Here is a 16,026-nt window from a genome sequence, read left to right on the forward strand (position 1 = left end):
AACCCCATCGAAAACTTGTCCCGAATTAGCCCTTGCGGCCTGCGATTTCACTCACGCGGGAGGTTTTTTGTAAGTTGTAGACGCTATGAGTGCGCGAGTATGCGCACTGTAAAACCCTTTGTCAAAGGGAAATTATTAATTTTTTAATATCTTCCCATTTTGTGGAGAATTTCGGTTTTTGCCTTGGCTGGAACCACGGCATATTCCAAAAATTCCATACTGAAACTTGCTCTTCCCTGACTCAGACTGCGCACATTGGTCGCATAACCGAATAGGTTCGCTAATGGGGCTTCCGCAGAAATCACCTGACCGCCACCGACTTTGGCGTTCATCGTGAGAATTTTTCCACGGCGGGAATTTAAATCCCCCACCACATTGCCGACGAATTCATCGGGACAAGTGACTTCTAACTTAAAGATGGGCTCTAGAAGTTCAACAGTCGCACTTTTCACGGCATCACGGAAAGCCAGGGAAGTAGCCGCTTTAAAGGCCATTTCACTGGAAGCCTCGGGACGCACTTCTACTGAATTTAAAGTCCCCTTAATACCGATCATAGAATAACTCGCAAGAGGGCCTACTTCGGCAGCCTCTTTAAAGCCGTTCTCGACTGCTTTTAAGAAAGGAGCTGTAAATTCTTTAGACACAGAAACTTTGGATACGAATTGAATGCCGTCATGTTGAGAGATCGGCTCAATCGTCAAAGAAACTTTCGCATACTGCTGCTCACCCGCCACTTCACGTTCGTAAACGTGTTCAACCGTAGCTGAAGATGAGATGCCTTCGCGATAAGACACCTGAGGGTTACCCACGTTGGCCTGAACTTTATGCTCGCGCAAAAGACGGTCAACAAGGATCTCTAAGTGAAGTTCTCCCATCCCCGACAAAAGAATTTGACCTGTTTCCGGGTCATTTCTTAGACGGCAGGAAGGATCTTCTTTACCCAATTTTTCCAAGCCCTGAAGCATTTTTTCCTGGTCGGCTGAAGACTTCGCTTCGATCGCCACAGAAATAACAGGTTCAGGGAAAGTGATCGTTTCTAGAACGACAGCGTGAGACGTCTCGCAAAGAGTGTCCCCGGTCGCAGTGAACTTAAGACCAACAACCGCGCCGATATCGCCGGCTTTCAAGCTTGTGATCTCTTCACGAGAGTTCGCGTGCATCTTAACTAATTTTTGGATGCGTTCTTTTTTCTCTGTGCGCGGATTGAAAAGTTGGTCGCCCACTTTCACTTCGCCAGAGTACACGCGGATGTAAGTCAAAGTTCCAGCAAATGGATCATTGGCAATTTTGAAAGCCAACGCTGCGACATTCGCATCGAAGTCTGTCTTACATACAATTTCTTTTTCTGGTTTTTGTGGATCATGACCTACGATATCTGGCACTTCAATAGGAGAAGGCAAATAGTCGATCACACCATCAAGCAAAGGTTGCACACCTTTGTTTTTGAAAGCCGCCCCACAGAATACTGGGAAAGCTTTAAGTTCGAGAGTTCCTTTACGAAGAGCGCGCTTCAATTCAGCCACAGTCACTTCTTCGCCATTCAGATACTTCTCTAAAAGTTCGTCTTCAAACTCAACGATCTTTTCAATGACTTCTGTACGGAAGCGAGTGACTTCTTCCTTCATGTCATTGGGAACATCGGTAATTTCGAAATGGTCACCCATTCCTGATTGGTCCCACATGTAAGCGCGATTTTCTAACAAATCGACAACACCGCGAAAGGTGTCTTCCATACCGATAGGAACTTGAACAGGGATTGGGTTCGCATTGAGCTTGTCTTTGATTGTCCCGTAAGACATCACAAAGTCAGCACCCACACGGTCCATTTTATTAACGAAACAGATTCTTGGAACTTTATATTTGTCGGCTTGTTTCCAAACGGTTTCAGACTGAGGCTCAACACCGTTCACACCGTCGAATACCGCAATCGCGCCATCGAGGACGCGCAAAGAACGCTCCACTTCAATAGTGAAATCCACGTGCCCCGGAGTATCGATGATGTTGATTCTATGATCTTTCCAGAACGCCATGGTCGCGGCAGAAGTGATTGTGATACCACGTTCTTGCTCTTGAACCATCCAGTCCATGGTAGCATCGCCATCATGAACTTCGCCGATTTTATGACTTTTACCTGTGTAGTAAAGAATGCGTTCGGTAGTGGTCGTCTTACCGGCATCAATGTGAGCCATGATGCCGATATTACGAGTATACTTGAGATCAGCTACAACTTTAGGATCTTTAGCTGACATGTAAACAGATTACCAATTGTAGTGAGAGAAAGCCTTATTCGCTTCAGCCATACGGTGAACGTCGTCTTTCTTCTTAATAGAGTTACCTCTATTGTTGTAAGCATCAACGAATTCGCCAGCCAAGCGCTTAGCCATATCTTTTTCACCGCGTTCGCGAGAGTACTCAACTAACCATCTCATTGCTAGTGCCAAACGACGAGAAGGACGTACGTCTACAGGAACTTGGTAAGTCGCTCCACCAACACGGCGAGAACGAACTTCGATAGAAGGCTTTACGTTTTCAAGAGCTTTTTTGAAGATGTTCATTGGCTCTTCGCCTTGAATTTTGCCTTCAAGCTCTTTCAATGCTCCGTAAAAAAGCTTCTGTGCAGTAGCTTTTTTACCTTGGATCATCATTTTGTTAACGAATTTAGCAATTACTAGATCCTTGAAAACTGGATCTGGAATAACTTCTCTTTTAAAGGTCTTTTTACGACGTGACATTTCTCAATCCTTATTTCTTAGGTCTCTTAGTACCGTATTTAGAGCGAGAACGCAGACGACCGTTCACACCTTGAAGATCCAATACACCGCGTACGATATGGTAACGAACGCCCGGCAAGTCCTTCACACGACCACCACGGATCAAGACAACGCTATGCTCTTGAAGGTTGTGACCGATACCTGGGATGTAAGAGATAACTTCGAAACCATTAGAAAGACGGACTTTTGCTACTTTACGAAGAGCAGAGTTCGGCTTCTTTGGAGTCGTAGTATAAACACGTGTACAAACGCCACGACGTTGAGGACATGAAACCAACGCAGGTGACTTTGTTTGGTTCTTTTGAACTTTACGCTCACTTTTGATGAGCTGGTTAATAGTAGGCACTTTAAAACCCCTTAAACGATTTTTCAATACTCCGACGAGTCGGAGTGCAGATCTAATCCAAGACGCTGGAACTTACATTGCCAAAAGCGCCCTGGTCAAGACTTTGTTGTTATTTTTATAGTCCAAAAAGTGGTGTGAGCTCCGCTTTTTGATCTTTTTACACTTTGCCCCAGGAGCCGACCTAAATCGGCGCCCAGGTTTCTTTAGTTACTACCCTTGGTGAGGCTGAGCTGACGCCGTCATTCCTGGCAATGCCACGAATGATGTATCGTCGTCTTCGGCTACAGACACTTTCCAACGTTTGTATGAAGTCAAACCTGTTCCCGCTGGGATCAAGCGACCCATAATGATGTTCTCTTTCAGGCCACGCAAATGGTCTGTGCGAGAATTGATCGCTGCTTCCGTAAGAACTTTTGTTGTCTCTTGGAAGGACGCCGCTGAAATCCAGCTGTCAGTGCTCAAAGAAACTTTCGTGATACCTAGAAGAAGCGGGCTGCTAGTAGCAGGTTGTCCGCCTTCACGGTTGATACGACTGTTTTCTTCGTCGAAAGCATATCTTTCAACTTGTTCACCCGCCAAGAAACGGCTGTCACCAGCGTCTCTGATTTCTACTTTACGTAGCATTTGGCGAACGATCACTTCGATGTGCTTATCGTTGATACCAACCCCTTGAAGTCTGTAAACTTCTTGGATTTCATTCACAAGGTATGCTGATAGAGCTTTCGCACCTAGAACCGCCAGAATGTCATGAGGATTTGTTGGACCATCCATCAACGCCTCACCGGCTCTTACGTACTCACCTTCTCTTACAGCAACGTGCTTACCTTTAGGGATGAGATATTCTTTTTGCTCACCCACTTCAGGAGTTACGATCACACGTTGTTTACCTTTAACGTCTTTACCGAATGTCACATAACCATCGATCTCAGAGATGATAGCTGCTTCCTTCGGTTTACGAGCTTCAAACAATTCAGCAACGCGCGGTAGACCGCCCGTGATATCCTTCGTTTTCGAAGTCTCACGATGCATCTTCGCGATAACGTCACCGGCATGAACTTCCTGCTGGTCAGAAGCCAGAAGTTGCGCACCCACTGGGATCAAGTATCTCGCAGGGATGTCACGGCCAGGAAGATTCAATGTCTTACCATTGCCATCAACTAGGAATACAGTCGGCTTAATGTCAGAAGACTTCGACTCTGTGATAACTTTGGTCGCGAAACCAGTTACCGCATCGACTTGCTCCTGCATTGTCGAACCTTCTTCAATGTCGTGGTATTGGATCTTCGCAGAAACTTCCGCGATGATCGGATTCGAATATGGATCCCACTCAGCAACAGTTTGACCTTTAGTCACTTTGTCGCCTTCTTTGAAGTTAAGTACCGCACCGTAAACAAGTTTGAAGTTTTCACGTTCACGGCCTGTTTCGTCGATCACAAGGGCAGAACCGTTACGATTCATCACAGTCAACTTACCGTTACGGTTTGTTACTGCGTGAACGTTTTCAAATTTAATAACACCGTCATGGCGAGTTGTATGAACAGATTGCTCAACCGCACGAGAAGCCGCACCACCTAAGTGGAACGTTCTCATCGTCAACTGAGTACCTGGCTCACCGATTGATTGTGCTGCAATGATACCCACTGTTTCACCAAGGTTCACAGTGTTACCGCGAGACAAGTCACGGCCGTAACATTTCACGCACACGCCACGAGTAGATTCACACACTAGAGCAGAACGGATTTCAACTTTGTCGATACCAAGCTCTTCTACGCGCTTAACATCAGACTCAGTGATTTCGTGTCCTGCTTTCAAGATCACATTGTTCGTCATTGGATCAACAACGTCTTTAAGAGTTGTTCTTCCCAAGATACGATCGCCGATATTTTGGATGATCTCACCAGCTTCGTAAACCGGAGTGATTTCCAAACCATCTGTAGTACCGCAATCCACTTCTGACACAACAACGTCTTGAGCCACGTCAACCAAACGACGAGTCAAGTAACCAGAGTTCGCTGTTTTCAATGCGGTATCGGCCAAACCTTTACGCGCACCGTGCGTAGAAATGAAGTACTGGATAACTGTCAAACCTTCACGGAAGTTCGCAGTGATAGGAGTTTCGATGATCTCACCTGAAGGTTTCGCCATCAAACCACGCATACCACCCAACTGACGGATCTGAGCTGCGGAACCACGGGCTCCGGAGTCAGCCATGATGTAGATCGGGTTGAATGAAGGTCCTACGATTTCTTTACCATCAACATGGAAAGTTTGTTTTTCAATCGCGTTCATACCTTCTTTGGCGATCTTATCACCAGTTTGAGCCCAGATATCCACCACTTTATTGTAGCGCTCACCATCTGTGATCAAACCTTCGTCGTACTGCTGTTGGATCTCTGTCACTTGTTTCTCTGCATCAGCAATCAAAGTTGCTTTTGCTGCAGGGATCACCATGTCGTCGATACCGATCGACATACCCGCTGCTGTAGAATATTTGAAACCAAGTTCCATGATTTTATCAGCCAAGATACAAGTCGCTTTTGCACCGGCAAGACGGAATGTCTTATCGATCAAAGCAGCGATTTGTTTCTTATTCATTGTCACGTTCACTTCGTTGAACGGAACTTCTTTTGGTACGATGTCAGACAAGATAGAACGACCTACTGAAGTCTCTTGAACTTTACCGTTCAAACGAACTTTACAAGCCGCTTGCAAGTCAACAAGTCCAGTTTCGTAAGCGTAAAGAGCCTCTTGAACGCTGGCGAAAATTTTGCCAGTTCCTTTTGCTCCAGGACGGATACGAGTCAACCAGTACAAGCCCAACACGATATCTTGTGAAGGGTTGATGATTGGCTTACCAGATGCCGGAGAAAGGATGTTGTTCGTAGACATCATCAATACGCGAGCTTCAACTTGAGATTCCACAGAAAGTGGAACGTGAACCGCCATTTGGTCACCGTCGAAGTCGGCATTGAACGCCGTACACACTAGAGGATGCAATTGGATTGCTTTACCTTCGTGAAGTACTGGTTCGAAAGCTTGGATACCAAGTCTGTGAAGAGTTGGCGCACGGTTCAGAAGAACTGGATGTTCTTTAACCACGTCAGCCAAAATATCCCAAACTTCTACAGTTTCTTGGTCTACAAGGCGTTTTGCTTGCTTAATAGTTGTCGCCAAACCTTTTTCTTCAAGTTTGTTGTAAACAAACGGTTTGAAAAGTTCCAAAGCCATCTTCTTAGGAAGACCGCATTGGTGAAGTTTCAAAGTTGGGCCTACAACGATAACGGAACGACCCGAGTAGTCGACACGTTTACCCAAAAGGTTTTGACGGAAACGACCTTGCTTACCTTTCAACATATCAGAAAGAGAGCGAAGAGGACGTTTGTTAGGACCAGTGAAAGTCTTACCGCGACGGCCGTTGTCCAACAACGCATCAACCGCTTCTTGCAACATACGTTTTTCGTTGCGGATGATGATGTCTGGAGCATTTAGCTCCTGAAGACGTTTCAAACGGTTGTTACGGTTGATAACACGACGGTAAAGATCATTCAGATCTGAAGTCGCGAAACGACCACCATCAAGTGGTACCAACGGACGAAGATCAGGAGGAAGAACAGGAAGTGCTTCCAACATCATCCACTCTGGCTTGTTGATAGAGCCTTTGAAAGCTTCAACAACGCGCAGACGTTTCGTCAATTTTTTGATTTGCGCTTCTGATTTCGTGTCTTTCACTTCCATACGAAGTTTACGAGACAAGTACTCAGGGTCGATTTTGCGTAGCAATTCACGAACAGCTTCACCGCCCATGCCTGCTTTAAAGCTTGGACCGAACTCATTAAGAGCTGCTTGGTAAGCTTCTTCAGTCAAAATCTGACCTTCTTCCAATGTTGTTTCCATTGGATCGATAACTACGTGAGCTTCACAGTAAAGAACCTTTTCAACGTCTTTCAAAGAAAGATTCAAAAGGTTACCGATACGAGAAGGCAATGAACGCAAGAACCAGATGTGTGCCACTGGAGTTGCTAATTCAATGTGGCCCAAACGCTCACGACGAACTTTAGTTTGTGTTACTTCAACGCCGCACTTTTCACAGACGACGCCACGGTACTTCATACGTTTATACTTACCGCACAAGCACTCGTAATCCTTAATAGGACCGAAGATTTTCGCACAGAACAAACCATCACGCTCTGGTTTGAATGTACGATAGTTGATAGTTTCAGGCTTCTTAACTTCACCAAATGACCAATCACGAATCATTTCCGGTGACGCCAACGATACTCGTACGGCGTCAAACGAAAGTGGATCTTTTGGTTTATCGAAAAAATTCAACAAGTCTCTCAAAGAACACCCCTGTTGTTAAAATATTAATTAGTGTTGCTCTGGCTCAGTTGGAGCCGGAACAATTGCCTCTTCACCCTCGATAACGTCATCAGTCAACTCATCGTCTGAGTCGCTAAGGATGTCGGACTCCATCAACTCAACATTCAATGCAAGAGACTGAAGCTCTTTCACTAGAACGTTGAACGATTCAGGAAGACCTGGTTCAAGGATGTTTTCACCTTTCACGATGCTTTCATACATACGAGTTCTACCTGCCACGTCGTCAGACTTAACAGTTAAGAATTCTTGTAGTGAGTAAGCAGCACCGTAAGCCTCGATCGCCCAAACTTCCATCTCCCCTAGACGTTGACCACCGAACTGAGCTTTACCACCCAGAGGTTGTTGCGAAACAAGAGAGTAAGGTCCGATAGAACGAGCGTGGATCTTCTCTTCCACGAGATGGTGAAGTTTCAACATGTACATGATACCCACAGTAACTGGGTTCGTGAACGGCTCACCTGTACGACCGTCAAAGAGGATCGATTTACCAGATGTTGGAACTTGCGCTTTTTCTAGCAAGCCTTTTACGTCAGATTCACGAGCACCGTCGAAGACTGGCGTACCCACGTGGATACCGTTCTTCATGCGAGTGACCATAGATTTCAATGATCCATCATCTGCTTTATCAAGTTTTGCAGAGATGTCGCTATCACTGAAGATATCTTTCATGTCTTTACGGGCATTTTCAGCGTTCCACTTTTCAAGGTGGGCACCTAATTGTTTACCCAAATTGTGCGCAGCCCAACCCAAGTGAACCTCAAGGATCTGACCGATGTTCATACGAGAAGGAACGCCCAGTGGGTTTAGAACCATGTCAACAGGTGTACCGTCAGCTAGGTATGGCATGTCTTCCGCAGGCAATACTTTAGAAACGACACCCTTATTTCCGTGGCGGCCGGCGAATTTGTCACCGACTTGCATTTTACGTTTAATAGCGACGTAAACTTTAACCATCTTGATCACGCCAGGAGGCAATTCGTCACCTTTGCGTAGACGATCAATTTTCTCGTTGAAGACCAATTTAACAGCGTCAAGTTGGTTACGAGCATTGTCGATGATCTTGTTCACTTGGAACTCAAGATCTTGTTCAAGAGGGATATAGTTTAACAATTCAAATGGAACTGTCTCTAGGTCCGCTTCCGTGATGATTTGACCTTTATTAAGAAGCTTTTGGCTTCCGTCTTCGTTCAATAGAACGCCCGTTGTTGTTTTACCAACAAGGATGTCACGAAGTTTAGAGATCGCGTTATTTTTGATAACGTTTTGCTCTACAGCCAAGTCTTTCTCAAGTTTGCGTTTTTTCTCTTCGATGATTGAAGACAAACGCTCATCGCGGTCTGCGCCTTCACGAGAGTAAACTTGAGCGTCGATCACTGTACCGTAAACGCCTGATGGCGCACGAAGTGATGTATCACGAACGTCACCCGCTTTTTCACCGAAGATCGCTCTCAAAAGCTTTTCTTCAGGAGAAAGCTGAGTTTCACCTTTTGGAGTTACTTTACCAACGAGGATGAAGCCTGGACGAACTTCCGCACCGATGCGGATGATACCAGAGCTATCAAGGTCTTTAAGAGCCTCTTCACCGACGTTAGCGATATCGCGAGTGATCTCTTCCTTACCAAGTTTTGTATCACGAGCCACACACTCGAACTCTTCGATGTGGATGGAAGTGTAAACGTCGTCTTTCAACAAACGCTCAGAAATAAGGATGGAGTCCTCGAAGTTGTAACCTTGCCAAGGAGTGAACGCTACTAGGATGTTTTGTCCAAGAGCCAATTCACCAAGCTCTGTAGAAGGACCGTCAGCGATGATGTCGCCTTTAGAAACCTTGTCACCTACAGTAACGATTGGTTTTTGGTTAAAGCATGTATTTTGGTTCGTACGTTGGTACTTAGTTAGGTTGTAGATGTCTACGTTCGCACCCAACTCGCCACCTTTTGCAAAACGGCGAACTACGATACGAGATGCATCGACTTCTTCAACGATACCGTCGTTTTGAGCAACAACAGATGTACCAGAGTCACGAGCTACCAAACGCTCTACGCCTGTACCAACAAGTGGTGCGCGAGAACGTAACAATGGAACCGCTTGACGTTGCATGTTCGATCCCATCAACGCACGGTTGGCGTCGTCATGCTCAAGGAATGGGATCAAAGAAGCCGCGATAGATACTAGTTGCGATGGAGAAACGTCCATCAAAGCAACTTTGTCTTTATCAACGATTTCGTACTCACCGTCACGACGAGTGATCGTCGTCGCAGTTTGGATAGCTTTATTACCAGCTTCATCACGAGCCGCAGGAGCAATGTAGTGACCTGCTTCTTCCAAAGCTGACAAGTAGTTGATGTCTTTAGAAATAGAACCTTGCTCAACCTTACGGTACGGAGTCTCGATGAAACCGTAGTTGTTGATACGAGCATAAGTCGCCAAAGACGCGATCAAACCGATGTTTGGACCCTCTGGAGTCTCGATCGGGCAGATACGACCGTAGTGCGTAGGATGTACGTCACGTACTTCGAAACCGGCACGGTCACGAGTCAAACCACCAGGGCCGAGAGCTGACAAACGACGTTTGTGAGTGATCTCTGACAATGGATTTGTTTGGTCCATGAACTGAGACAATTGAGAAGAACCGAAGAATTCTTTAACAACCGCGTTCACTGGTTTCGCGTTGACTAGATCGTGAGGCATCATTGTCTCAACATCTTGAAGAGACATACGTTCACGGATCGCGCGCTCCATACGAACTAGACCGATACGGTATTGGTTCTCAAGCAACTCACCTACAGAACGAACACGACGGTTACCCAAGTGATCGATATCGTCGATAACACCGCGACCGTTTTTAAGGTCGATCAGAGTTTTGATAGTGCTCAAGATATCTTTATGAGTCAGTGTTCTGTGTGAAGGTGGGCACTCGTCCATAGAGATGCCGAATCTGTGGTTGATCTTGATACGACCAACTTCAGAAAGATCATAAGTCTCTGGATCGAAGAACAAACGACCGAAGAATGTCGTAGCTGCTTCCAAAGTTGGAGGCTCACCAGGACGAAGGCGTTTGTAGATCTCAACCAAAGATTCATCTTTGTTAGAAACTTTATCAACTAGCAACGTGTTGCGAAGGTAAGGACCTACAGTCAAACCGTCGAAGAAGATCATGAAGAAACGATCAATTCCAGACTCGATAGAACGCTTGATGATTGCAGAGTTCAATTCTGCATTGGCATCAGCGATGATCTCACCTGTTGACTCGTCAATAAGTGGTTTCGCCAATACTTTTCCGTCAAGGTCTTCAGGCTGAACTTCAAGCTCAGTGATGTTAAGATCTTTGATTTTCTTAACGATCGCGCGAGTGATACGACGACCTGCTTTAACAAGCGCCTCGCCTGATTTTGGATCGATAACGTCTGTCAATGCTCTTTGACCCGACATGCGTTCGATATCAAGTTTACGATAAAGCTTTCCAGATTTTACGTAAACTTCGTCTAGGTCGTAGAAGTACTCAAGAAGTTGCTCAGTGTTGTAACCAAGAGCCTTCAAAAGAATTGTCACAGGGAATTTACGACGGCGGTCGATACGTACGTGGATAAGATCTTTTTGATCGAATTCAGCATCCAACCAAGAACCACGGTAAGGAATCACACGTGCAGAGTAAATCAATTTACCAGAAGCATTGTTCTTACCACCATCGTGGTCGAAGAATACGCCCGGAGAACGGTGCAACTGAGAAACAACAACGCGCTCAGTACCGTTGATGATGAAAGAACCGTTGGCAGTCATCAATGGGATTTCGCCCAAGTAAACTTCTTGTTCTTTCACGTCGCGGATGCTGCGTGCTTCAGTTTCTTCGTCAACGTCGAAAACGATCAAACGAAGAGTCACCTTGATTGGAGCAGCGAAAGTCATACCACGTTGACGGCACTCGTCCACGTCGTACTTAGCTGGCTCTAGAGTGTATGATACAAACTCAAGGCTTGCTGTGTTGTTGAAATCTGTAATTGGGAATACAGACTTGAAAACGCCATTGAGACCCGCATCGCCACGGCGATCTGGATCCATATCTTTTTGAATGAAAGCTTCGTAAGAAGATTTCTGCAATTCAATCAGATTTGGGATATCAATGACCTGCTTGTTTTTTGCAAAAGACTTTCTAACTCGGATGTTAGAAGCTGTAACTGGAGTTCTTTCCAATTTACTCTCCTGATCTGTTTGCACTCCGGCAGGGCCGGAGTAGAAAATCGGACATTCGCTTCGGGGGGAATTATCCAAGGCCCACATTAAATCTTTAGATAAGCATCTCAACCTACCTGAAGTTTTAAGGAAATCAAGTGATTATAATACTTTCCGCCTGGTTTAGGAGGGGCTCTTCGAGGGGCTTAGAAACCTAAAATTTGATGAATTATTTAGAAGGTGTGCGGCCCTCAAAAAGGAAGGACCTTACCTTAAGAGTTCTCTTTTTGATGAAGACTTCAAAACGAAGATCAAGCAGCCTTCTCAAGAATCATCGCGTTGCGTTAGTTGATTGAAATATAAAGGAATTTTAAGCTTCAAGAAAGAATTCCGATGGAGCTGTGCCTTCGTCATTAAAGAACTGCGACCGTTTTAAAAAGGGCTTTCCTGAACCGCATGGATTGACTCTCAGTCTATTTGCGCATCGCAGCCATGCCTCCTCTGAGCGACATTCGTATTTAAACCTTTTCCTTTTTTCAATCGAAGAACCGGGAAGTGCTTGAAAAATACGCAGGCCAAACAACCTTTTCCTAGTTTTGCAAACGACCTTCTTGATTTCGCGGTCGTTTTAAAACTCCTAAGTGACCTTTGTAATCCTCCCATCCCACTTTTGAAAAACCCCTGATTTGTTAGGCTTTCAGCAAACAAGGAGATGCCTATGAAAGCATTGGTCCCTTTTTTGGCGATGATAGCCACGAGCTTCGGCGCTTATGCCGGCCCCAGCGATCTGTCTGCCTATTTTTCGAAAGACTTTCTAATTAAGAAGGCGGACACCGGCTGCATGCCGAAAGGAATGAAGGCCGATAAAACCGGAGACTTCCTCTACGTCGCGGAAATGTGTGGAAAAATAGATCCCGCGAAAAACAAACGAGTGCCCACCGCCTCCGTTTTTGATCTGAAAAAGCAAACCTTAGTAAAAACACTGGTGACGCCCGCGGGACCTACGGACGGCATTTTTGCGAATACCGAAGTCGATATTTCTATAGATGGGAAGTTTGCTTTTATTTCTCGCGCTGAGGGAGGAAAAACGGCCGAGGTCTTTAAAAACGGTGGTCTTTTGAGTGTCGTGAATACAGAAACTCAAAACATCGTGAAGTACATTCCCACAAAAGGTGAAGGCTCTAAGATCATCGCCTCACGCCCGCTCGTCGCCGAAAGACCATTGGAACAAATTCTTTATGTCGCCAATTATTTTTCTGACGACATCAGTGTGATTGATGTTACGAATCTTAAAGATGACGGCAATTTGGATGGCAGCCGTCACCTTGTGAAAAAAATCCGTTTGCAGACGCGTTTTACAAATCCTTCGATCAAAAAATATCTGATCGCTCCCCGCGGAATTACTTTTACGCCTGACGGGAAATACGCATTAATTCTAGCCACCGAAACCGGCAGTCTTATCATTGTCGATGCTTTGAACCATCAGCAGATCGCGGAAATTTCTCCGATTGAAGATTCCACTGCGGGCCGACCACTAAATTTACGTCATGTGGTTGTTACTAAGAATGGACGCCTGGCTTACTTCAGTCATATGCGCGGCAACGCCGTTTCAAGGATTGATATGGAAAAACTGATGGAGGAAATCGCAAAGGTCGCCACCACATCAATGACTCCCGTATTGCCCTCAAGTGTATGGAACAAACTTTTTGTTCCCTTCAATACTCCGAAAGGACTTAAAAAGATTTTGATACTTGAAGATTACCCGTTAGATCATCCTAACTTCCCCGGCAAAAAATGGGACCTCGCGCACCCCAACACCATCGTTTTAGATCCTTTGGAAAATCGTTACCTTTTTGTTTCATCGCGAACTACGAGTTATAAAGATGACGACAAGGTCGATCCGCGAATTAAAGGAAAAATTGATATTATCGACACGAGAAACGGAAAGACCGTTTTCACTTTAGTCGGAGGTGCCCAGCCAACGGCGTTGGAGGTTTCACCTGATGGTTCAACCCTAATCTCAGCGGGCTTGAAAGATGATAAAGTTTATTTCTACGACATTAGCAAGATTATTTCTTTGTACCAGCGGTGGTAGCCGAGAGCCCTTTTCAACAAAGGCTCTTGAATATATTTCTGAAGAGTCACTGAAACTCTTTCGTAAATAATTGAAGTCGAGACTCCTCCTTGCGATACCTAGGGAGGAGTCATCATCGAAATTATTTATCTACTCCCGCAGCTGCCAAAATAGCATTCACAACACGAAGAGGTTGCGATTGCATAATGACGTGGCTTCCAGGATAAGCCGTCGTCGTTGCTCCGATTTTGGAGGCCATGGCTTTTTGAAGGGCCGGCTGAATCATATGGTCTGTTTCAGCGACGACGTACCAAGAAGGTTTAGTTTTCCAAGAGGCGATTGTCGCCTTTTCCGCGAACGAAGTGGCCGCCGTCGGAATCTGCGTTGCAAACATCAGGGACGTTGTTTTGCGTGGAAGATCTTGAGCGAAATATTTTTTCATCCCCATCTCCGTCAAAGTTCCATATCCGAAAGAATCGATCACCAATTGGCCAAAACCGGGAGATGCTGGATAATCCTTCGTCAAATCTAAAACAGACTGCCCTTCAGAAGGAGCAAAGGCCGCTACATATACCAGAGCATGAACATTCGGCTTACTGCCTGCTTGCGTAATGACGAATCCTCCCCAGGAATGTCCTACTAGAACCACGGGGCCTTTCACATTTGCTAAAGCTCGCTCCGTCGCAGCGACGTCATCAGCAAACGACGTTAACGGATTTTGAACGGCAACGACTTTAAATCCCCGCTCTTGCAGCATGGTGGTGACACGACTCCACGAGGCTGTGGCATCGGCAAAAGCTCCGTGAACTAAAACGATGGTATGATCTGTGGGAACCAAGGCTTGAGCCCACGGAACCAACAGAAAAGATAAAATAAAAATACTTAAAATATTTCGCATAGGATGCTCCTTTTTTTCAGAAAAGTAGAGCATCATGCGGTATCGGCCTCAATCACGACGCCTAAGATACACAAAGTTCTATTTGAAAATTCACGGACTACTTAAATGGGATTAGAACAGATACTGCAAGGAAAGGCCGGAAGAGATGTAGTACTGAAGGTCGCGATTGTTATTATTGAAAATAGCAATTACGCCGTTATCAAAGATGCGGATGCGATATGAGATACCAATGCGACTTCGCATAAACGTATACGTAGTTCCAAACTCAGCCCCGTAGCGAAGCGCCGTAAAGTCATAATAATCAGGGTAGGGATACTTGTCTGGCGACTCTAGAAAGTATTTGTCAGAATTAAGGGCGTAAACCAAGAAGAATCCAAATTGCAAAGGCCTCCAGACATCTTCGCGCACGGGAGTATTCCATCGCGAATAACGATAGACCAGATTCGCCTGATAAAAAACCTCGTCATCAATCGGATAACCCCCCAAAGAAAGATCGACCGCGTGTTCAGGCTCAAACTCGTAACTGGCCCCTGCTGCGACAGTTCCCATGAATCCTGCGCGCTCAACCACGGCACGCCAGTCATCGGCGTGCGCTGACGACACAAAAAGAAACAGGAATGCTATCGCTAAGGCTTGATAGTTAAGCATGTGTTCCCCATTGTATCCATACGTGTGACACAAAATTGATTTCCTTGAACTGTGATACTTAACCAGTGAGTCCCCTCTTCACCGGCCACTCGCCCACATTGCATCATGATAGTGTCGTGATCAGTGGAAAGATCATAGACGTGATTATGTCCGTTATAGATGACCTTTACTCTGGGATGCTCTATCACGTAACCCAATGTCGCCGCGACATCGTCAAAGTAGCGATCTGTATCGCGCAACTGCACATGCGAAAAGATCATGATGTTTTTCGCCGTTTCATCGACGCGCGCCTTCAGCCAATCCGGATCGAACTCTTTAGGATTTTCAAGATTGTTCGAATTAAAGAAGATGAAACGATAGTTGTCGGATTCGAAATAGAAATTCGAAGGCCCAAAGGCCTTGCGATAAAGTTCGGGTCCCGCTCCGATCGAGTCGTGATTACCAACCGCATTGATGACCAGTTGTCGAAGGGGATTGATCGCTTCGATAAACTCGTCATATTCGAGATTGTATGCAGAGTTCGTGAAATCCCCCAACCCCGCGACGAAGTCAAACTTTTCGGCTTGATTCATTTGAAACACCATTTTATCGGTGGCCTTATAGTTTTGATGAGGGTCAGAAAATACAGCAATGCGGATCACGCCATCGCTTTCAGGGTTCCCCACTTTATCTAAAGAAAGCTTATTCAAATTTCGTTCAGGCCGTAACAAATTGTCAGAGAAAGGAGAATCTACAAAGG

The 16,026-nt window shown here is 45.5% G+C and carries 9 protein-coding genes; 1 reads left to right on the forward strand and 8 read right to left on the reverse strand.

Going from position 1 to position 16,026, the window contains the following annotated elements; translation table 11 throughout:
- Positions 1-143 precede the first annotated feature (143 nt).
- The 5 genes from fusA to rpoB all read right to left on the reverse strand — a co-directional run bounded on the left by fusA (position 144) and on the right by rpoB (position 11,688).
- Positions 144-2,249, reverse strand: a complete 2,106-nt coding sequence (gene fusA, locus AZI85_RS11020) for an elongation factor G (protein ID WP_063244100.1) — start codon at positions 2,247-2,249, stop codon at positions 144-146.
- 9 nt (positions 2,250-2,258) lie between these two features.
- Positions 2,259-2,732, reverse strand: a complete 474-nt coding sequence (gene rpsG, locus AZI85_RS11025) for a 30S ribosomal protein S7 (protein ID WP_063244101.1) — start codon at positions 2,730-2,732, stop codon at positions 2,259-2,261.
- Positions 2,733-2,742: 10 nt separating this feature from the next.
- Positions 2,743-3,117 (reverse strand): 30S ribosomal protein S12, encoded by a 375-nt coding sequence (rpsL, locus tag AZI85_RS11030; protein ID WP_041876514.1) that lies wholly within the window; start codon positions 3,115-3,117, stop codon positions 2,743-2,745.
- A gap of 210 nt (positions 3,118-3,327) precedes the next feature.
- Complete coding sequence (gene rpoC / locus AZI85_RS11035) at positions 3,328-7,458, reverse strand: DNA-directed RNA polymerase subunit beta' (protein ID WP_063244102.1); 4,131 nt, start codon at positions 7,456-7,458, stop codon at positions 3,328-3,330.
- Between the two features lie 27 nt (positions 7,459-7,485).
- Complete coding sequence (gene rpoB, locus AZI85_RS11040; protein WP_063206538.1) at positions 7,486-11,688, reverse strand: DNA-directed RNA polymerase subunit beta; 4,203 nt, start codon at positions 11,686-11,688, stop codon at positions 7,486-7,488.
- A gap of 697 nt (positions 11,689-12,385) precedes the next feature.
- On the opposite strand from rpoB, the gene AZI85_RS11045 reads away from it, so the two are divergent.
- Entirely contained in the window at positions 12,386-13,762 is a 1,377-nt protein-coding gene (locus AZI85_RS11045) for a YncE family protein (protein ID WP_063244103.1), read from the forward strand.
- A gap of 121 nt (positions 13,763-13,883) precedes the next feature.
- Here AZI85_RS11045 and AZI85_RS11050 read toward each other — a convergent pair whose 3' ends face one another.
- The 3 genes from AZI85_RS11050 to AZI85_RS11060 all read right to left on the reverse strand — a co-directional run bounded on the left by AZI85_RS11050 (position 13,884) and on the right by AZI85_RS11060 (position 15,976).
- Positions 13,884-14,639, reverse strand: a complete 756-nt coding sequence (locus AZI85_RS11050) for an alpha/beta hydrolase (RefSeq protein WP_063244351.1) — start codon at positions 14,637-14,639, stop codon at positions 13,884-13,886.
- Positions 14,640-14,750: 111 nt separating this feature from the next.
- Positions 14,751-15,287 carry a hypothetical protein gene (locus tag AZI85_RS11055; RefSeq protein ID WP_063244104.1) on the reverse strand — a complete coding sequence of 179 codons (537 nt, stop codon included), beginning with the start codon at positions 15,285-15,287 and terminating at the stop codon, positions 14,751-14,753.
- Positions 15,266-15,976: a metallophosphoesterase family protein gene (locus AZI85_RS11060; RefSeq protein WP_253720951.1), complete on the reverse strand. Its 711-nt coding sequence runs from the start codon at positions 15,974-15,976 to the stop codon at positions 15,266-15,268. The genes AZI85_RS11055 and AZI85_RS11060 overlap by 22 nt, the downstream gene beginning before the upstream one ends.
- Between the last annotated feature and the right edge of the window lie 50 nt (positions 15,977-16,026).

The sequence above is a fragment of the Bdellovibrio bacteriovorus genome, from assembly GCF_001592755.1.
GTDB classification, from domain to species: Bacteria; Bdellovibrionota; Bdellovibrionia; order Bdellovibrionales; family Bdellovibrionaceae; genus Bdellovibrio; species Bdellovibrio bacteriovorus_E.

What these genes read in the sequence shown, in the direction of transcription:
- AZI85_RS11055 (WP_063244104.1), bottom strand. Translation starts at nt 15,287, where the DNA reads ATGCTTAACTATCAAGCCTTAGCGATAGCATTCCTGTTTCTTTTTGTG.
- rpsG (WP_063244101.1), bottom strand. Translation starts at nt 2,732, where the DNA reads ATGTCACGTCGTAAAAAGACCTTTAAAAGAGAAGTTATTCCAGATCCA.
- fusA (WP_063244100.1), bottom strand. Translation starts at nt 2,249, where the DNA reads ATGTCAGCTAAAGATCCTAAAGTTGTAGCTGATCTCAAGTATACTCGT.
- AZI85_RS11045 (WP_063244103.1), top strand. Translation starts at nt 12,386, where the DNA reads ATGAAAGCATTGGTCCCTTTTTTGGCGATGATAGCCACGAGCTTCGGC.
- AZI85_RS11050 (WP_063244351.1), bottom strand. Translation starts at nt 14,639, where the DNA reads ATGCGAAATATTTTAAGTATTTTTATTTTATCTTTTCTGTTGGTTCCG.